This is a genomic window from Streptomyces sp. NPDC090025 (assembly GCF_044748125.1).
Classification (GTDB): Bacteria; Actinomycetota; Actinomycetes; order Streptomycetales; family Streptomycetaceae; genus Streptomyces.
The window spans coordinates 102,147-120,585 of the sequence record NZ_JBIVFL010000018.1 but is presented as its reverse complement, the minus strand read 5'-3'; the positions used below and the strand labels follow the sequence as shown (position 1 = coordinate 120,585).

Below are 18,439 nucleotides of genomic sequence, written 5' to 3'. Positions count from 1 at the left end.
CCGCCCTGACGCCGCGCCCGCTCCCGAGGCGGTACGCCTGGACGGAGCCTAGCGGGCCACGCGGTCCACGAGATCGGCGACGAGGTCGGGCTCTTCCTCGATCACGAGGTGTCCGGCGCCCTCGATGACGCCGAGCTCGACGCCGAGCCGCCGGTGTACGGCGGCCTCCAGCCGCCGAGGGGGCAGGAACACGTCGTGCTCGCCGGTGACGACCCGGCGGGGGACGGGCCGGTCGGGCACGATGGCCAGTCCCGGGGCACCGCTGGACCGGGCGTGCCGGGCGACGAGTGTCATCCAGTCCACCAGTTCGGTCCGGGGCGTGCCGCCGTCGGCGTACATGGTGCGCAGGAGCCGGGCGCTGTGCCGGGGCCGGGGTGCGGCGAACCAGGCCACGGAGGCACACAGCACACCGGGTGTCAGACGCAGCCGGATCAGACCGCCGGGGGAGACGAGCACCTGGCCGTCGACACGGGGAGACGCGCTGGACAGAGCGATCGCCGCGCCGAAGGAGTGGCCCAGCACGACCACCGGACCCGGTCCTGACGCGCACGCCTCGACAACCTCGGAAAGCCAGGTTCCGTACCAGTCGAGTCGTCCCTCCGCCAGGCCGCGCTCGCCCGAGCTCAGTCCTGGCTGCCCCGGCACGTCGGCGAGCACGGTCCGGTACCGACGGGAGAGTGCTGTCGCCAGCGGCAGGACGGTGGCCGCGTTGAAGTTCGTGCCGGGAACGACCACCACGGTCGTTTCCCCACCACCACCACCGGCGACGACCACATGAGTCTTGGCGCCGTTGGCCTCGAAGACCTCCCGCTCATGGGGCACCGGCCAGGCTCCTAGCCGTTCGACGCACCAGCGCCGAACGGCGTCCCGGCCGACCGTACTTCGGTAGATCGACGTCACGCGGCGAGTATCACACGCGCCGACAACGTGGCGGGATGTCTGAGTTCGTGCCTGCGTCAGAGGGGCGTCAATTCCGGGGGAGCCAGCCGGATCGGCGCATCCAAGCTCCTAGATTCCTCCCAGGCGGCCACTGAAGGCCCGGCGAGACGGCGGCCGGCACTCCCGGCGAGAGGATCTTCGAATGAGCGGCGCGAGCAACAGGGGAGCCGGCGACACCAGGGGACTTCCGAGGCTGTCGATCCTGGGCGGTCGGCATGAGTTGGCGGTGCGCGGGCTGACCGTCCGGCGGGACTCCTTCACCATCCGGTACACGATCACCCCGCCCCTGCCGTACGGGGGCGACGAGCCGTCGATCCTGCTGGTCTTCGAGGCGAAGGACGACCTCGGTCATGAATACGTCGACTGGGGCGGCGCCTACGGGCCCGGCGAGGACGGCACGTACACCGACGGGAGCGTCACGGGCCAGCCGGCCCTCGCTGCCGGGGTGCGCGTCCTGCGTGCCCGGCTCACGTTCCTGCGTGACGGTGAGGAGTTCCCTCACGACCTGACCCTGCCCGTCCCAGGTCCCTGACGGGCGCCCGACGGGACGAGGCACCGCCATGGCTCGTCCCGTCGGAGGGCCGGCCGATGGGGACGGCCGGACCGGGTGCCGCAGGCGTTCAGGTCGCCCTGCGTCGGAAAGGGAATCTAGGGCACCGATGCTCCCCGAAGGGGTTCCCACGGAACGAACTTGCGCACTCTTGACGGGCCGATCGCCCCGGCCGCCAAGAGCGCGTGAAAACGGACTTCCGGAGCGTCAGGGTCACGTCAATGAACCCGGTCCGTGTCCGAAACCGATCGGACACTGATCGGCACGGGGGACGGACCACCGTCCGTGGCGTGGTTGGAGGGTGCGTGGCCATCACCACCGGACAGACGCGAAGTTCGGGCGTGGGGGCCCAGACGGACGCGGAGCACACGCCAGAGGCGGTCGATCCGCGAGGGGGGCCGCCCGGTCCTGGCAAGGGGCAGGGGCCGGGCGGTCCCCACCGTCTGCGGCGCCGGACCGTCGCCGCGGCAGAATCGTTCCGCCGCCGGTACGGAGACACCGTGCCCGCCCGGTTGCGTCTCCTGCGCGTGACGGTGCTCCTGCTCACCGCCGCCTGAGCCGCCCTGCTCCTGGTCGCCGAGCTTGCCGCGTCCCGTACGTGGCGACGAGCAGGCCGTGGAGACGCTCACCGAGGACTTCGCCCGGTACCAGAAGCTGCTGGGACGCACGCTGGAGAACGACGGCCGTGCCGGCGGCAAGGCGGACGCGCTCGCCGACTACCGCGCCGCGACCGACCTCCTCGCCGAGCGCCTGCTGCCGGAGGCCCGCGTCTTGGTCGAGGCCAACGACCACGCCTTCGACGCCACGTACATCGCCGAACGCTCCGATCTCGCCACCCAGTCCACGGTCCTCGCGGCGCTCGGTCTCGTGCTGTTCGCCGTGCTCGTCCTGCTGCAGTGGTACCTCGCTCGCCGCTTCCACCGCGTCCTCAATCCAGCCCTGCCGGCCGCGACGGCCTGCGGCCTCATCGCCCTCGTCCTCGGCCTGCACCTGGTCACCGCCTCCGGCGAACAGCTCAGGGCCGCACGACGGGACGCCTTCGACTCGGTCGTCGCCCTCACCCGCGCCCGCGCCCTCGCCTACGACGCGAACGCCGACGAGAGCCGCTACCTCCTCGACCCCTCGCGGCGCGCCGCTTACGAGCAGAGCTTCCTCGCCAAGTCGCAGCAGCTGTACGGCGTCGAGGGGGCGGCACTCTCCTCGTACGACGCGAAACTCGGCGGGACCTGGGCGCGATACCGGGCCGACCACGAGGACCGGGTCTTCACGGGCGAGTTCCGCCGTGAGCTGGACAACATCACCTTCACGGGCGAGCGTGCCGCGGCCGAGCGGACGGTCGAGGCCTACGCCGTCTACCAGCGCGACGACCGCACGATCCGGTCCCTGCTGGCCCAGGGCGAGGACCGGGAGGCGATCGCCTTCTGCATCAGCTGGGAACCGGACAAGTCCAACGCCCACTTCGGCGCCTGGATGAAGGCGCTGGACGAGGTGACCGGAATCAACCAGGCCGCGTTCGACGGCGCGGTACGGGACGGACGGAACACGGCCGCCGGCCTGTTGCCCTGGGCGGTGGGAGCCCTGCTGGCCGCGGGCGTCCTCACCGTTCTCGGTCTGCGCCCCCGCCTCGCCGAGTTCCGTTGACCAGACGCCCGACGGGAACCTCGTACGAGGGATCGGCTGCGTCATCCATACGAAACCCTGACGCCGAACTCACGTACGACAGGTAACCCGGCGCGCCGCGATCGGCAATCTTGGTGCACGTGACGTCAACCATCCATCTGCGCATGCCACTTGGGCAGCGATCCCAGCACATGGTGATCTGCGGGGACGACGGTCTCGCCCACCGTCTGGCCGTCGAGCTCGACGCGGTGTGCGGCGAGACGGTGACCGTGGTCCTGCCCTCGCGGCGCGACGCGTACGGGGCGGAGATCGCCGGCCTGCACCGCGACCCCCGGTCGCCGGTCGAGCTGCTGGTGTCCGCGCGGCCCGACGAACAGACCCTGCGTGCGGCCGGAATCGAGCGGGCCGCCGCCCTCGCGCTGACCTACGGCGACGACCAGGTCAACATGACGGCCGCGCTCCTCGCGCGCAGCCTCAATCCGTCCATACGCCTGGTCATCCGCATGTACAACCGCGAACGCGGGCGCCATCTGGAGCGGCTCCTCGACCGGGCCGCCGAGGTCGCGGGGTGGGCGGACGGCGCGTCCCTGGACGCCTCCACGACCGTCCTCTCCGACACCGACACCGCCGTTCCGGAGCTCGTGTCGGCCGCCGCGGTCGGGCAGGGCCACACGCTCCAGGTCGAGGGCAAGGTCTTCCGGGGAGTCGTACGTCCGGCGGGGGCGCCCGCCCGGCCGACCGATCTGGCGACGCTGGCCGTGCTGTCCGGGGCGCACCAGGACGACCCGGCGAGCGAGGACAGCGCGGAGACGCCCGGAGAGGACGGCACCCTGCTGTTGCCGGACACCCGTACCTCCTACCACCGCCAGTTCACGCACGGCCGGCTCATGCTCGAAGAGGTCACCCATCACCATGACCCGGAGGCCCCGAAGGCATCCCGCGGCTACCGGGACCTGCTGCTCGGCCATCTGACCCACCTGCCGTGGAGGGTCTTCGTCTCCAAGGAGGTCATCGCCGTCTTCGGGGCACTGGCCGCGATCGTCGTCCTGCTCTCCGCCGCGACCGCGTTCGTCCTGGACGGCCCGCTGTGGAAGGACGTGTACCTGCCGCTGCTCGACATCTTTACCATGGGGGACCCGGCGACCGACGAGGAGCCGGCCCGCCGGATCCTCCAGCTCGTCGCGGGCTTCGTCGGCCTCGCCGTCCTCCCGCTGGTCGTGGCAGCCACCATGCACGCCACCGAGGCCTTCCGTACCGGCTCCGCGAACCACCCGCCGTCCGAGGACCTGAGCGACCACATCGTGCTGGTCGGACTCGGCAAGATCGGTACGCGGGTCCTGGCCCGGCTCGGTACGACCGACCACAAGATCGTGGCCGTCGAGCGGGACCCGCACGCCCGTGGGGTCGCGCTCGCCCGCGAGCTCGGGATACCGCTGCTCCTGGAGGACGCCACCGCGCCCGGCGTCCTCGACCGGGCCCGTGTCGGACAGAGCAAGTCCCTGCTCGTCCTGACCAGGGAGGACGGCGAGAACCTGGACATCGTCATGGCCGCGAGGGAGGCCAACCCGGCCGTCAGGGTGGTGATGCGGCTGTACGACGACGACTTCGCGGCCACCGTCTCGCGGACCATGCGGGCCTCGTACCCCGATGCCCTGACCCGCAGCCGGAGCGTGTCCGCGCTGGCCGCCGCGTCGTTCGCCGCGGCGATGATGGGCCGGCACGTGCTGGGGGTGATGCCGGTCGAGCGGGGCTCGCTCCTCTTCACTGTGGTCGATGTGGCCGGCCACCCGGAGCTGGAGGGCCGCTCGATCCACGCCGCGTTCCGCGAGAACGAGTGGCGCGTCCTGGCGGTCGGCGCCGCGGGCGCCCGGTTCTCCTCGTCCTCGATGGACACGCTGGCGGGGCTGCGGCTGCACCGGCAGGGCCTCGACTGGCGCCCGCCGCACGGGCGGGTCCTGCGGGCGGGGGACCGGGTGGTCCTGGCGACGACCCGGCGGGGGCTGGACTTCCTGATGACCGGGGTGCAGCCGCACCCTCCGGGGCGGAGGCCCTGAGCCTCGCGAGCCGGGGTCGGGGGAGAGGAAGCGTCACCGCGCAGACGGTCTCCGGCCACGCCCGGGGCCACATGGCGGCGTACGGAAAGCCCGTGAGGTACCCGGAGGGCTCAGGCGTCCATCCCGGAGGCTCTGAAGACGGCTTTGGCCCTCTCTCCATCGACCCTGCTGGACAGACGCCGCAGGGCGACGGTCCCGTACTCCAGTGTTCCGCGTTCCTGTGAGACACGAGCGCCGGCGTCCAGCAGATGCCACAGACACGGATTGTCGACCAGGACACGGGGATCGAGAGGGACGAGCCCGCCGTCGCTGTCCTTGAGCACCAGCCTCTACGCGACCCCGTCGGACCACACGACGGAGATCAGCCGGTCTGTCCGGACCTTCCGGGCCCGGAACAAATCGCGCGTGGCGAGCCACCCGGGGCCGGCGGTCACCCTGGCGGGCAGCAGGATCAGGAACAGCGTCACAGCCAGGACCGCCCACAAGCCGGAGCGCACGGTGCTGAGCGTCCCGTATGCATCGCGTAAGGCAGTGGCCGACACACGTCAGGAGGGCGTGAATGTTCCGTTCCGGAACGCTCGGAGCGCTCAGAAGGCATCGAAGATCGTCCCTCATGAGAATTGAGGTTCGGTGACGGCACAGGTCATGGCGTGGACGTTGGAAGGCCGCCTGGAGGGCATGGCCCACTGGTACTCGGCCAACGGCACTCCACACCCGCAGCACATCGTCAGCGTCGCTGACACCATGAGCGTCGCCGCGGCGCACCGCCTGATGGCCGAGGGCACTGCCCTGCTCTGGACCGGCGACTACCCGTCCGCGCGCCGGCTCCTGGCAGCCGTCGGCCGCCGCGCCGAACGAGCGTCCCAGCCCCGGGCTCAGAGCCCGACCGAGGCATTCCGCATCCACCGCCGCGAACAGGCGCGCCGCGCACGACTGCTGGGCATGCTCCTCATCCCGTACGACGACGACTGGACGATCCCCCTGCGCCGAGCGCCCCGGGTCCAGGAGGCGTGCCTCCACGCGCACGGACCGAGCGCGGGGCCCGGCGTGGGCTCGCTGCGGGAACTGCTCGGGGTGATCGGCGCACACGAGTGGCGCACGAAGGGTGTGGAGATCCCGGCGCTCGGGGGCGACCGCATCCACCCGCACTACGGCGTCTTCTCACCCGTGCGTGGCGAGTACGTCGACCTGGTCGCCGAGGCGGAACTTCCGCCGGGGGCCACGGCCTTCGACATCGGCACCGGCACCGGCGTGCTGTCCGTCGTCCTTGCCCGCCGTGGCCTGCGCCATATCGTCGCGACCGACCACGACGTACGCGCGGTGCACTGCGCCCGGGACAACGTCGCCCGTCTCGGACTGGCGACCAGGATCGCCGTACGGCACGCAGACCTCTTCCCGGCCGGCCGGGCCCACCTGATCGTCTGCAACCCACCCTGGCTCCCGGGCCGCCCCCGCACACCTCTCGACCAGGCGGTCTACGACCCCGACAGCCGGACGCTGCGCCGCTTCCTGACGGGTCTCCCGCACCACCTGGAGCCGGGCGGCGAGGGCTGGCTCATCCTCTCGGACCTGGCCGAACGGCTCGGACTCCGCGGCCGTACGGAACTCACGGACGCGATCGCGGCCGCAGGCCTGCGCGTGCTGTCCCGCACGGTCACGAAGCCCCGCCACCCACGCGCGACGGACCCGTCGGACCCCTTGCACCGAGCCCGCTCGGGCGAGACCACGTCGCTGTGGCGCCTCGGCACGGCTGGGACGCGTGGCGGGAGGATGGCCGGCGTGGTCGTCTCGACTACTTCGGGTCGCGGTTGAACCGCGCCGTCGACCAGCGGTAGCCGAGCGCGATGAGGGCGACGCACCAGGCGATCGCGATCCAGCCGTTGTTGCCGATCTCGGTGCCCAGGAGCAGACCGCGGAGGGTTTCGATGGCGGGAGTGAAGGGCTGGTACTCGGCGATCGGCTGGAACCAGCCGGGCATGGTGTCGGCAGGGATGAAGGCGGCTGGAGATGAGGGGGAGGAGGATCAGCGGCATGGCCATGTTGCTGGCCGCCTCGTGGTTGGGGCTGGCCAGGCCCATGCCGACCCCTGCGACGTGGACCTTGGTCCTCTGCTGTTCGGAGGGGACCTCACCGCCAAGGACAAGACCGCAGCCAACTCCCTCACCTGCGCTCCCTCCATCACCTCCGGCGCCTCACCCGGTGACCCGGCGGGCATCCGGCGACGGTTGCGCTCGCGGCGCTCCAGGCGCGGTCGGCGTGTGGACCCGCGCCTCGGTCACGCCCTGGACGACCTGTGCACCGTGGTCGTGGCCGTGGTGGCCGACCGAACCTGCCCGGACGTTGCTATGAAGGGCTGCTGCTGATGACCGCGGGCATGTCCGTAACCCTGGGCCCGTTGTCGGCCCGGCGCGACGCGCTCAACCGCCGCATACGCCTCCTTGCCGCCGCGACCATCACCTACAACGTCATCGAGGCGATCGTCGCCCTTACTGCAGGCGTGATCGCCTCCTCCACCGCCCTGACGGCTTCAGCCTGTACTCGGTCATCGAGGTCTTCTCCGCCGCCGCGGTTACCTGGCAGTTCTCCGCCCGCGACCACGCCATCCGCGAAGCACGCGAAAAGACGACCCTGCGGATCATCGCCGTCTCCTTCTTCGCCGTCGCCGCCTACGTCGCCGTCGAGTCCGTACGGTCCCTGACCGGCACCAGCGAGGCCGAACACCCCACTGTCGGTGTCGTCCTGGCAGCCCTCTCCCTGACCGTGATGCCGTTCTTCTCCGTCGCCCAGCGCCGCGCGGGCCGCGAACTCGGGTCCGCCTCCGTGGTCACGGACTCCAAGCAGACCCTGCTGTGTACGTAAACTGCTCGGCGGCACGCTCACCACCGACCCCCCCCGCAAGGCGGCTGCAAGACCGAACTGCGCGCCCCCGCCGGGCCCGGAGACTTTTGGAAATAGTTCCATCCCTGGAGGCGTTGTAGCTCGGCGTTCGCTGAGTGGGAGGGGGCTGGACCTGAAACTGTTCGACACGAAGAACGGCGTGGCCGAGGTCACGCCGTGGCTGGCTGAGGCTGAGGCCGATGTGCAGGCGCTCGTTGAGAGTGCGATGGAGCCCATGCTCGGGGTTCGCTTCCTGGCCAGTGAGTACAGCACCGGTCCTGTCCATGGCGGGCGCATCGATTCGCTCGGGGTGGACGAGAACGGTTCGCCGGTGATCGTCGAGTACAAGCGGGCGACCGACCCGGGTGTTCTGTCGCAGGGCCTGTTCTACGTGGCCTGGCTGATGGACCACCGGGAGGAGTTCGAGGCCTTGGTCTGCGAGCGGCTCGGGGCGGCGGCAGCCGCCGGAGTTCTGTGGAGCACACCGCGGTTGATCTGCGTCGCCGGCGGCTTCACGCGCTACGACCTCCATGCGGTACGCGAGCACCGTCGATCCATCGACCTCGTGCGCTACACCATGCTGGGCAAGCACCACATCGCGCTGGAGACGGTCGCGTCGGTCGCCCCCCAGGGCGGCGGGACGCGCCGCCAGCGCCTCCGCGGCGGCCGGGAGGCGTCACCGCGCCGGCGGACCGACGCCATGGCGGAGCTGTCGGCCGTGGTCGACGAGACGCTGCTGGGGCTGGGCGAGGGCGTGACGAAGGTCGAGCGCAAGCAGTATGACGCGTACCAGCGGCTGCGGAACTTCGCCTGCGTCACCGGGCGGCAGGACAAGCTGCTGGTGTACCTCAAGGTCGCGCCGGACACGGTTGAGCTCGTGCCGGGCTTCACCCGGGACGTGACGGGGCTGGGCCATCACGGCACGGGCGACCTGGAGGTCCAGCTGCGTTCGGAGAAGGACGTGGAGCGGGCGCTGGAGCTCTTCCGGCTGTCGTACGCCGCGGCGTAGCGGTCGGCGGCCCGGTTACCGGCTGCGGGCGCCACGGGCAGGCGCGGCTGCGGGGAGCCGGGGGATGGGCGTCGGGAGCGGGCTCGGGGTCGGCCGTGTGGGGGACGGAACGAGGTCGGCGGCGGTACCGGCGAGCTGGGCCAGGAGAGTGTGGGGAACGCCGGCGGAGAGGCGGATGGTCCACGCCGCTCGGTCGAGGTCTTCCCCGCCGTACAGCAGCCATCGGTCCGCCACGACGTGCGGGATGGACTCGAAGATGACGCTCCAGTCCGGTGCCGACCACGTGGTGCGTGCGGGGTGGCTCGCCGGGTGCCAGGCAGCGTTGTGGAGGACGTCGTCCGGGCCGTCGGCGGTTGTGAGGGGCGGGGCGTCGAGGTACTGGAGTATCGCGCGGATGAGGGGCACGAGGGTGCCGGCGGTGAGGGTGGCGTGCCAGAGGCGCTCGCCCACCGGGCCGTCGTACTCGGCGATGGTCCAGGCGACGTCGGTGCGGTGTCGGGCTTCGTGGTCGAACTCGGCCCGCACGGTGAGGGATTCGTGGGAGGCGATGGTCGTCTCGTCGAAGGGGCGGTACTTCTCCCACTGGCGATCCTCGTCGAACAGGGCCGCGAGGAACGCTTCGTGCTCGCCGGGCTCTGCGACCGGCGGCTCGGCCGAGGGCGTGGAGGTCTGCTCGGTGGTGGCCGGAGGCGTACCCGCGAGGAGCTGGCGGAGGGCTTGTTCGAGGTCGGTGAGCGGGGCGGGGCCGGGGCGGACGGCGACGGTGTAGAGACTGTGGAACTCGGCGACGGCCTCCGCTTCCGTGTCGAACGCGGTGTCGGTCTCCTGCCGCAGGTGGTTCTCGCCGTGGAGGTGCACGTGCCGGCGCACGCCGGTGGCGTAGGAGCCGACGGCCACGGTGTTCTGGCCGTCGTCGGCGTGCAGGTGGATGATCAGCCGGCCTGCGGCGATGTCGTCGTGGATGCGCTGGGCCTCGGCGCCGACCTCGCGGATCTCGTCGCGGGTGCACCAGGGCATGGGGTAGTTCGCCCAGGTCCACTCGGTGTCGATCTCCTCCTGGAGGGCGGGGTCGATCTCGGTGGTGAAGCCGTACTGCCGGAGTTGTTCGGCGGCCTTGGCGGTGTAGTAGGGCTCCTCGCGGTCGATGCGGGCCAGGACCATCGTGGTCGGGCCGGTGCTGCGGAAGCCGAGGTCGTGCAGGTGGGAGCGGGCGGCGTCGCTCGTCGGCCCGGACGTGGTGGCGATGACGGCGGGATGGTGGTCCGGGTGCAGGGTGAAGCGGATGTGGGCGTCGGCGGGTGCGTACGGCATCGGGAGTCCTTCGGTTACGGGGTTCGGCCGGCGGCGGCCCGTACGGCGGCGGGGGGCGCGGGCGGGTGCGAGACGGCGGGGGCGCGGCTGGGCGGGCCGGCGCGTGAGGTGGCGGGTGTGTCCGGTTCGGCGAGCGGGCGGGTGGCCTGCTGCCAGCGGCGGCGGACCGTGGTGAGGTCGGCCAGGGCCCTGCGTCCGCCCGTGATCAGCTGGTGGACGGTGTTCGCCGTGTCCTCGGTGTAGGCGGTGATCCGGCCGGCGGTGTGCCGGGCCCGGGCGAGCAGGGCGCGTTCGACGATCTGGATGCCCCAGTGCTCCGGGGGAAGAGCGGCGGTCGACAGCAGGGCGGCCAGATCGGCCGCGGTGACGCCGGTCGCAAGGAGACCGCGGTGCTGCGCCTCCCACATGACGGTGACCGGATCGAGCGGCTCGCCGCGGTGGGCGAGCGCGGACACGCACTGCCACAGCCCCGCGTGCAGCGGCTCGGTGAAGTCCTCCGGTGCGAGCCAGCGCATTTGGCCTACGGGCGTCGGAGTGGACACGGCGCTGGCCAGCAGCATCCGTTCCTGGTCCTCGGCTTCGTCGTCCTGCGGTGACACGAGCGGGGGCGGCAGGGGCGTGCGGGGCAGTGAGCCGGGGTGGGTGGGAACGCTACGGGAGAGGGTGTCGAGGTGGCGGGCGAGCGCGTCGGCCGCGGCGAGGACGTGCACCGGCCGGTCGGGCACGGTGACGTCCTGGGCGGCCTGGGCGAGGGCGTCGGCATGGAGTCGGATGGAGCGCCGTGCGTGCCCGGAGCGCACCATCGCCGCGTACGCGCTGGCGTGCTCGGGGCGGGGGCAGGCGGAGATCAGCAGGTGGAGGTGGGCGGCGGTCAGGGCCGGCGCCTCCTGGCGGGCTTCTTCCAGGACGGCCCGCAGCCAGTCCAGGCCGTCCGGCGGACTTGGGAGCCCCGGCGCCCGCACGGTCCGCATGGCGGCGAAGAGCGCTCCGTGCGCCGGCTGGGAGAAGGCGTCGCCCTCCAACCCGTCCGCCTGGGAGAGGCGTTCGGGCCGCAGGAGCAGGGCGCCGAGGAGCGCCTGCTCGGCGTAGTACACCGGCTCGCGTTCGTCCGGCTCGTACGGCGGTTCCTCGTCGGAGAGGTCGGAAGCGTGGGGCATCAGGCAGCCAGGGTGAAGTCGTCAGCGCAGAGGGTGCGGTCGAGGTGCGGGGCGAGGAGGTGCGCGGCGAGACGCGGGGGGACGGCGTTGCCGATCTGGGAGAACTGCTGACCCTTGTTCCCGGCCCACGGGTAGTCGGCGGGGAAGGTCTGCAGAATGCCGGCCTCGGCGGCGGTGATCCGGATCGGATCCGGCGGCGGACTCTCCTGGTCCTGCGCGACGGCGGTCGGCCGGGTGACCCAGGTGCACTCGTTCGCGCGGTGCCCGAAGAACAGCGTGCCCGCGGGCTCGGTGAGCGACCGAACGGTGGCGTTGGTCTGGTTATTGCTGCGCAGGGCCCATGTCCATTGGGTCGCCTTGCTGGTGAACGTCGGGGCGGGCCCGGAGGCCGGGTTGTCACCGCGCGTGCCGTGCCGGGCGCTCCAGCCCGCCCCGCGGGTCTGGGGCTTGAGGACGAGGCCCTCGACTACCGGCGCAGCCGCCCAGGTTCCGCGCCCGCGGGCGTCGGCCAAAGTCTTACGGGCGCCGGACGGGAAAGGCTCGGGCCCGCCGCCGGGCCCGCCGCCGGGGCCGCCGCCGGCGCAGACCGTCGGCACGGGCCGGTCGGTCGCGCCCCAGCCGAGCGCCTCGGCCATCGACACCCACCTCGCGCGGCCCGGCCCGAACAGCGACTCGGGCTCGGCAACGCGGGCGTGCGTCGGCGCCGGAGGCACGGCCGTTCGTACGCGGGAGGCGAGCAGGATCGCCCGGCGGCGGGTCTGCGGGACGCCGTAGTCGGCCGCGTTGAGGATGCCCGTCCACACGGAGAACCCCCAGCCGCGCAGGATCGCCGCGTACTGGCCCCACAACGGCAGGACGTCGGGGACTTCCTCCATCGCCACCCAGTCCGGTTCACCCACGGTGTTCAGGGCATGGAGGTAGCGCATCGGCTCGGCCGCGAGCAGGGAACGCTCGTCGCGGCAGGCGGTCAGGAGCTTCCTGCGGGTGTCGAGGCCGGCGGCGAGGTCGGCGACCGCCTGGTGGACGAGCGGCTGGTCGACCAGGCCGAGGCGCTTGCCGGCCCTGCTCCACGCCTGGCAGGGCGGGGAGGCGATGAAGCCGCGCGTGCGGCCGGCGAAGACCCGGCACGGATACATCGCTACGTCCGTGCGGATGGTCAGCAGCCCGGCCGCCGCTCTCGTCTTGCAGGCCCATTCGTCCCACTCCAGTCCCACGTCCCGGATGCCGACGCGGTGCAGGGGGACACTCCAGCCGCCCGGGCCCGCGAAAAGGTCGACTACGAGGTCGCGGCCCGTGATCACGCCGTCAGTCCGAACGTGTGCTGCACCGCCTCGACTTCGCTCCGGCAGGCCCAGGGAGAGCAGCCGTTGACGACGCCGTCCTCCAGCTCGGCTGCGGCGTCCTCGCCGAGCGCGGCGCGCTCGGCGGCGGTGACGTGGTCGATGGGGGCCTGGTCGAGGGGGACGCGCGAGCGGTGGAGGAAGGCTTCGCCGAGCAGTGCGTTCCCCGTGGCGTTGGCGCGAGCGTTCCCCTTGCGGAGGGCCGCATCGAATTCCACGACGTCCTCCCATTCGGCAGGGGAGGTGTCACGTATGTGCCGCCACTTGGCATTCCCGTGGAAAGGACATCCAAGGCAACTGGACTTCGGGGTGTCGGCAAGACCGAGGGATGTTAGATAGTCGACACAATCGGAGCGTGACCAGTTCATCTCGATCAAGGGATGAACGTTCCGCATGTACTGGACGTCGGCATCCTTGGCGCGATGGAATTCGTCGGTGGATATGCCGATCCACTGCTCGACGAAAACGCCTTTCGGGACCCGGGTTGGATAAGGAAACCCGAGGAGGTTCCGAACCTGCTTCTTGATCGGTTTCACCTTATATTCACCGGTGCACTGGCGTCGCGTCATCCCAGTTCGGCCGTCCTTGTTGAGGATGTAGAGCGGCATGGACGCAAAGCGGTGATCAGGGCTCAGGGCATCATCGCGGATGTTTCCTGAGGAAACCCGGAGGACGGGCATGCCCGCCGGTATCGCAATTTCACGTTCAAGTCGGTCGAGATGGTCGTAGACGGATTTGGGCTCCCATCCTGTGTCGGCGAATATCGCGTAGTCGACTTTCGGGAGAATTCCTTCCGCAGAGAGGGCGAGAAGAGCGCTGGACTGAACTCCAGCACCGAGGGAGAGTGCGCGGAACTGAGGGGCGATGTGCGTGGAGATGAGAATTCCTTGGACGGGGGGTGGAGGCGTTTCTGGGTGCAGGCGAGCGGAGAGGCCGGGGCGGCGGAAGCAGTCAGACGAGGCTGCGGGAGGCCGCCGCATGGGGGCGTCGCCCTCGGTACCAGAGGCACGTGACGCGGGAGACCCCCCTGGGCCGGGCGGCTGACTGGGAGGGTTGCCCGTACGCAGGTGGCAGGGAGGGCTGGGGCGGAGATGCGGTTGGTCCCGGAGGCGAGGAACTGCTCTGCGAAGGTCCTCACCGTGCTCTCCGTGCCGGAGCGGAGAGCACGGCGGGTGCTGCCGTGGCGGCCGGCTGGTGGTCGTCCTGACGGAGTTCCGGCCGGCTCAGGGTGGCCGCCAGAACGAGTCGGCCCATCGAGGTGGACGCGACGCGTATTTCGTCGGCCCAGGAGGCGGACGGCTCCGCCGTGATCAGGCCCTGCTGGTCGAGGTAGCGGAGCACGCTCGCACGCACGGCGTCCTTGTTCATACCCACCCACGTGTGGCCGTCCTCGTCGACCAAGACCGCGCCCGCGGTGACGAGCCTGAGGACTTCGAGCCGCTCCGTTGTGAGGCTGACGTTGGCACCGACCTCCGGTATCGAGTAGGAGTTGCGGTAGCGGTGCATCTCGGCGGCGACGCGCTCGGCGCAGCCGATGAGGTCGGTGGCGGCGGTGGCGAGCAGGTCCCGGGCAGCCTGCACGCTGGTCAGCCTCGTCTCAAGAGAGCTGGCCGAGGTGGCATCGAAACCGTCGACCGCACGGGCTAGCTGTATTGGCCCGCAGGGTTGTTGACACGGCTGATGGGTGGGTGTCCGTTGAGTGCGGTGTGGCTGCGGTGGTGGTTGTAGGTGTGGAGGAAGTCTGCCAGTGCGGCTGTTCGCTCCTGGTTTGAGGTGTAGGGCCGCAGGTAGGCCCATTCCTCGAGGAGGGTGCGGTTGAAGCGTTCGACTTTGCCGTTTGTCTGCGGCCGGTAGGGCCTGGTGAGCTTGCCCGTGGCGCCGAGGTCGGCAAGGACGTTCTTCCAGGCCAGGCCCTTGCGGTAGGCCCAGGCGTTGTCGGTCAGGACCCGTTCGATCCGGTCGATGCCGCAGGCGTGGAAGAACACCGCCGCGCGGGCCAGGAAGCCGGCGCAGGTGGCGACCTTCTCATCCGGGTGGATCTCGCTGTAGGCGAGGCGGGAGTGGTCGTCGACGGCGGAGTGGACGTAGTCGAAGCCCATGCCGCGGACCGGGCGGCCGGCCTGGCGGCCGTTGGTTCTGTGGCCGCCGCCGTCGGGAATCCGGCCGAGTTTCTTCACATCCACGTGAATGAGTTCGCCTGGGCGGTCGCGTTCGTAGCGGCGGATCACGGTCCCGGTCGGGCGGTCGAGCCAGGCCAGGCGGTTGAGCCGGTGGCGGGTCAGTATCCGGTGCACGGTCGAGGCGGGCAGGCCCACGATCGGGCCGATCCGGGCAGGGCCGAGCTTGCGGGCCTGCCGCAGGCCGCAGACATCGTCTTCCACGGCCGCCGGGGTCCGGTGCGGCGTCGTGTGGGGCCGACTCGACCGGTCGCGCAGCCCCTCCTCGCCCTCCGTCCGCCACCTGCGGATCCACTTGTGAGCCGTGGCCCGGGAGATGCCCATCTCGGCGGCCACATGCGCGACCGGACGGCCCGAGCAGACACGTTCGACCAGCAGCCGCCTACCAAAGACGGTCAGCCGGGCATTACGGTGGGCCACGAAGACCTCCGTGAGGTGAGTTCCTAGACAGCTCCCACCACACCGGAGGTCTTCGCCATGTTCAAGACCAGACCAGTGTCAACAACGCTCGTGATCAATACAGCTAGCGCTTCGGCCGCCGCGGTCGTTACGACCTCCAGCTGGGCCATCCTGGAGCCGACCACGGGGTCGTTGCGATCAATGAGAGACATCGGCAGTTCCTGGTGTGCCGTGCCTACGGCCGCCGCATCTTGGAAGAGCGACTTGACGGTCACGAGCTGCCGGCCGATCCGTTCGCTCGCCGTCGGCGCGCTGAGGGTGCGGTCGTCGAGCACGTCGAAGTACCGTGCGTACCGGGCCGCGAGCGTCAGCATCTGCAAGCAGACTCTGAAGTGGGGTGCGATGGGCTGCTGTTCGGACGTCAGCGGGGTCTCCTGGGCTTCTCATCGGGGGTGCGGCGGCTTCAACGGAGGAAGGGGCCGGACGCGGTAGAGAGCGGTGTGCGCGCCGGAGGGCCAGGGCGTGGGCCGCGCCCCGGGCGTCGGACACGGCGGCGGTGTAGTGGGGCAGGACTCGGTCGGTGATCCGCCAGGTAGCGCGGCGAAACCAGAAACAGGTCCTGCTCGTCGAATTCCATGGCCTTCACCTCGCCCGTCCTGTGGGAACGGCTGCTCGCGAGGCCGGCGCCCGCCCGGTTGCCGGGGCGGCCGGACGGGGCTGGGCGAGGTCGCGGACGATCGCGCCGGCGCCATAGGTGCAGCAGGTGGCGGCGAGATCGAGGTCGGCCATGGCTTCGGCCAGACAATCCGCGATGTCGTTCTGGGCGTCGGCCTGGCGGGCCTGGCGGATGGCGTCCTCGTCGACCGCCGGACCGGGGTGGCTCATGCCGTCGAGGGGGTTGAGGGCTATGGCTTGGGCTAGGTGAGTCGAGGCGAGGCTCGCGGTGCTGACGGCACCGGCGAGGGTGTCCAAGGTGCTGCGACTGCCCGCCACGGCCGTATAGCTACTCGTGCTGAGGAGGGACAGCGCTGAGACGAGCTGCCTGGTGAGCTGCTGGGATTCGAGCAGGAGGGGCGTGGCCTTCGTGAGGAAGGCCGGGCCGGGCGCCGTGTCCAAGGCGGCGACGCGATGGCCCAGTTCGTCGAAGCTACCGGCGAGGTTCCTAAACGGGGTGGCGATGTCCGCGGCGGGTGAAGTGATGGGAGCTTCCTTCCAGGTGAGAGGGTCTCGTCAGCGTCGGGGCCGCCGAGGTCAGGCGGCAGAGCCGTAGTCGGTCTGCCGAGGTGTGCTCTTGGCGAGAGCCCGGTCGGTGATGGCCTTCGAGGCGCGGGCGGAGGCGGCGGCGAGTTCGTCGGCGCCGGGCTCGGCGTACCAGGGGCGCAAGGTCAACATCGCGACGCGCATGCCGGTGGCCAGGCACAGTGCGGAGCCCTTGGGCAGGGCACGGATGGCGTCGGCGGGCAGGATCCGCTCCTGACGCATGCTGATCGAGGTGGACGTGCCGGAGTCGGAGACCGAGGTGCTGGTGGTCTCGACGTCGTGATCGCCGATCATCCGGCTCAGCTTGTCGGCGAAGTCGGGGTCGTCGATGCCGGAGCCGATGACCTTCACGGTGGCCGCGGACCACATCGCGTCCATGCCCGCGTCGCCCCAGACCTTCTGGCCCTGGCGGTAGGACTGCAGGATGGTGATCGGGATGATCCCGCGGGAGCCGAGGTGGGAGTACAGGTCGGGCAGGTCAGAGATCTTGCAGACGTTGGCGGCCTCGTCGAGGATCGCGAGCATCGGCGGGTCGAGCCTGCCGCCGGCGCGCTCGGCCTGGGCGGTCGCCGCACGCATCACGGAGTCCGCGCAGGCCGCGATCAGGGCCGAGGCACCGCCTCCGCCGTCTTTCGACAGCAGGAACAGGGAGTCGCAGGAGGTCACGAAGTCGGCCGGCCGGAACTCGGGCACGTCCTTCTGCGGGGTCACCCAGGCGGCGATTTCCGAGTTCAGCAGGGCGGAGGCGTACTGGCGGGCGGTCTCGTAGATACCGTCCCTCGTTTCCGGCGGTCCCTCGACGGTGCCCTTCAACTGGGAGGCGACGGAGGTGAATCCGTGGGCGCGCAGGATGTCGAGCGGGCGCCGGTCGGAGGGGAAGGCGAGCCACCGCATGACGTCGGTGATCGGCCGCTCGTCGAGCGCCGCCGCCAGGAACAGCTGGCTGAGGATGTTGCTGCCGGCCTTGGACCAGAAGTCGCCTTGCTGGTTCGCATCGACGGAGGCAGCGAGGAAGTGCCCGGCTAGCCGGTTGGCGCCGTCGAGGTCCGCGCGTCGGCGAGAGGGTTCCACCACATCTCGCGGGCGGCATGGGCGATCTGCTGCGGGTCCATCGACCACACCCGTCCAACTCGGCCGCGGGCGTCCAAGGCTGTCGTGTACGCGTCGCCCGCGGCCTTGTTGGACGTCAGCAGCACCGGTCCGGGCGCGGCGAGGATGGAGGGGATCGCGAGCGAGGTGGTCTTGCCGGACCGAGGTGCCATGATGGCGACGGCGACGTCCTCGAAGCCCATGCGCACCTCCTGCTTGGTGCCCTGGAGGTTGCCGAGGAGGATGCCGGTGTCGCGCGGCTCGATATGCCGGGCAGTCTTCAGGCTCGGGCGCAGCGAGCGGGCTTTGGCCTCGATCGCCTTGGCGAGCAGCGGCTCGATGTCGTGGGCGCTCGCCATGCCCTTGACCTTCTTCTTCCGGCTGCCTGCCCGGCTCTTGTACCGACCCCAGATGCCTGCGGCGCCGGCGGCGATCAGGAGCGTCAGCAGGACGGGCACGATGCGGGTGACGACCAGCAGGGTCGTTTCTCCGGCGCGGGGCCACAGCTGTTCGGGGTGGAGGAGAGCGTCGGCCGGCCGGTAGGGGAGCCACGGGCCAGTCCCGGTCGCCCATGCGGCGAGGTTCCCGGACAGCCAGGCGAAGGAGGCGAGAGGGAAGCCGATCGCGAGGGCGCCGCCGCCGATCTTCAGGGCCATG

Annotated in this window: 14 protein-coding genes and 3 pseudogenes; 6 read left to right on the top strand and 11 right to left on the bottom strand. The window is 71.0% G+C overall.

Annotated features, from left to right (window positions below; all coding sequences use genetic code 11):
• Nucleotides 1-48: 48 nt before the first annotated feature.
• Entirely contained in the window at nt 49-822 is a 774-nt protein-coding gene (locus ACIPXM_RS31295) for an alpha/beta fold hydrolase (RefSeq protein WP_401662484.1), read from the bottom strand.
• A 259-nt stretch (nt 823-1,081) separates the two neighbouring features.
• Here ACIPXM_RS31295 and ACIPXM_RS31290 point away from each other — a divergent pair, with 259 nt between their 5' ends.
• From ACIPXM_RS31290 to ACIPXM_RS31275, 4 genes are all read left to right on the top strand, one after another.
• Entirely contained in the window at nt 1,082-1,471 is a 390-nt protein-coding gene (locus ACIPXM_RS31290) for a hypothetical protein (RefSeq protein WP_401662482.1), read from the top strand.
• A 633-nt stretch (nt 1,472-2,104) separates the two neighbouring features.
• The gene (locus ACIPXM_RS31285; RefSeq protein WP_401662480.1) at nt 2,105-3,130 is read left to right on the top strand and encodes a hypothetical protein; all 1,026 of its coding nucleotides are present in this window, start codon (nt 2,105-2,107) and stop codon (nt 3,128-3,130) included.
• A gap of 143 nt (nt 3,131-3,273) precedes the next feature.
• Nucleotides 3,274-5,163, top strand: coding sequence for an NAD-binding protein (locus ACIPXM_RS31280; protein ID WP_401662478.1), 1,890 nt, complete (start codon nt 3,274-3,276; stop codon nt 5,161-5,163).
• 645 nt (nt 5,164-5,808) lie between these two features.
• Nucleotides 5,809-6,975: a methyltransferase gene (locus tag ACIPXM_RS31275; RefSeq protein ID WP_401662476.1), complete on the top strand. Its 1,167-nt coding sequence runs from the start codon at nt 5,809-5,811 to the stop codon at nt 6,973-6,975.
• On the opposite strand, the pseudogene ACIPXM_RS31270 reads toward ACIPXM_RS31275, so the two are convergent.
• Nucleotides 6,956-7,247 (bottom strand): annotated as a pseudogene (locus tag ACIPXM_RS31270) (ABC transporter permease); the annotation flags it as partial. The gene ACIPXM_RS31275 and the pseudogene ACIPXM_RS31270 sit on opposite strands and share 20 nt — an antisense overlap.
• 278 nt (nt 7,248-7,525) lie before the next feature.
• Here ACIPXM_RS31270 and ACIPXM_RS31265 point away from each other — a divergent pair.
• Nucleotides 7,526-8,019 (top strand): annotated as a pseudogene (locus ACIPXM_RS31265) (cation transporter); the annotation flags it as partial.
• Between the two features lie 181 nt (nt 8,020-8,200).
• Nucleotides 8,201-9,049, top strand: coding sequence for a transporter (locus ACIPXM_RS31260; protein ID WP_401662474.1), 849 nt, complete (start codon nt 8,201-8,203; stop codon nt 9,047-9,049).
• A gap of 15 nt (nt 9,050-9,064) precedes the next feature.
• Here ACIPXM_RS31260 and ACIPXM_RS31255 read toward each other — a convergent pair whose 3' ends face one another.
• The 9 genes and pseudogenes from ACIPXM_RS31255 to ACIPXM_RS31215 all read right to left on the bottom strand — a co-directional run bounded on the left by ACIPXM_RS31255 (nt 9,065) and on the right by ACIPXM_RS31215 (nt 18,438).
• Nucleotides 9,065-10,360, bottom strand: a complete 1,296-nt coding sequence (locus tag ACIPXM_RS31255; RefSeq protein WP_401662472.1) for a DUF317 domain-containing protein — start codon at nt 10,358-10,360, stop codon at nt 9,065-9,067.
• 14 nt (nt 10,361-10,374) lie between these two features.
• Nucleotides 10,375-11,517 carry a DnaB-like helicase N-terminal domain-containing protein gene (locus tag ACIPXM_RS31250; protein WP_401662470.1) on the bottom strand — a complete coding sequence of 381 codons (1,143 nt, stop codon included), beginning with the start codon at nt 11,515-11,517 and terminating at the stop codon, nt 10,375-10,377.
• Nucleotides 11,517-12,818 carry a DNA cytosine methyltransferase gene (locus ACIPXM_RS31245; protein ID WP_401662468.1) on the bottom strand — a complete coding sequence of 434 codons (1,302 nt, stop codon included), beginning with the start codon at nt 12,816-12,818 and terminating at the stop codon, nt 11,517-11,519. The genes ACIPXM_RS31250 and ACIPXM_RS31245 overlap by 1 nt, the downstream gene beginning before the upstream one ends.
• On the bottom strand, nt 12,815-13,723 hold the full coding sequence (locus ACIPXM_RS31240) for a hypothetical protein (protein WP_401662556.1): 909 nt from the start codon (nt 13,721-13,723) through the stop codon (nt 12,815-12,817). Before ACIPXM_RS31240 ends, ACIPXM_RS31245 begins: the two co-directional genes overlap by 4 nt.
• Before the next feature lie 268 nt (nt 13,724-13,991).
• Nucleotides 13,992-14,438, bottom strand: coding sequence for a hypothetical protein (locus tag ACIPXM_RS31235; RefSeq protein ID WP_401662466.1), 447 nt, complete (start codon nt 14,436-14,438; stop codon nt 13,992-13,994).
• A 62-nt stretch (nt 14,439-14,500) separates the two neighbouring features.
• A complete protein-coding gene (locus ACIPXM_RS31230; RefSeq protein ID WP_401662464.1) occupies nt 14,501-15,454 on the bottom strand; it encodes an IS481 family transposase in 954 nt (317 codons plus the stop codon).
• A 23-nt stretch (nt 15,455-15,477) separates the two neighbouring features.
• Complete coding sequence (locus tag ACIPXM_RS31225) at nt 15,478-15,807, bottom strand: hypothetical protein (RefSeq protein WP_401662462.1); 330 nt, start codon at nt 15,805-15,807, stop codon at nt 15,478-15,480.
• 268 nt (nt 15,808-16,075) lie between these two features.
• On the bottom strand, nt 16,076-16,549 hold the full coding sequence (locus ACIPXM_RS31220; RefSeq protein WP_401662460.1) for a hypothetical protein: 474 nt from the start codon (nt 16,547-16,549) through the stop codon (nt 16,076-16,078).
• 135 nt (nt 16,550-16,684) lie between these two features.
• Nucleotides 16,685-18,438 (bottom strand): annotated as a pseudogene (locus tag ACIPXM_RS31215) (type IV secretory system conjugative DNA transfer family protein).
• Nucleotide 18,439: the final 1 nt, after the last annotated feature.

Excerpts from the sequence above, each read along its gene's own strand:
- ACIPXM_RS31275 (WP_401662476.1), top strand. The coding sequence starts at position 5,809 with ATGGCGTGGACGTTGGAAGGCCGCCTGGAGGGCATGGCCCACTGGTAC.
- ACIPXM_RS31250 (WP_401662470.1), bottom strand. The coding sequence starts at position 11,517 with ATGCCCCACGCTTCCGACCTCTCCGACGAGGAACCGCCGTACGAGCCG.
- ACIPXM_RS31280 (WP_401662478.1), top strand. The coding sequence starts at position 3,274 with ATGCCACTTGGGCAGCGATCCCAGCACATGGTGATCTGCGGGGACGAC.
- ACIPXM_RS31290 (WP_401662482.1), top strand. The coding sequence starts at position 1,082 with ATGAGCGGCGCGAGCAACAGGGGAGCCGGCGACACCAGGGGACTTCCG.
- ACIPXM_RS31255 (WP_401662472.1), bottom strand. The coding sequence starts at position 10,360 with ATGCCGTACGCACCCGCCGACGCCCACATCCGCTTCACCCTGCACCCG.
- ACIPXM_RS31225 (WP_401662462.1), bottom strand. The coding sequence starts at position 15,807 with ATGCTGACGCTCGCGGCCCGGTACGCACGGTACTTCGACGTGCTCGAC.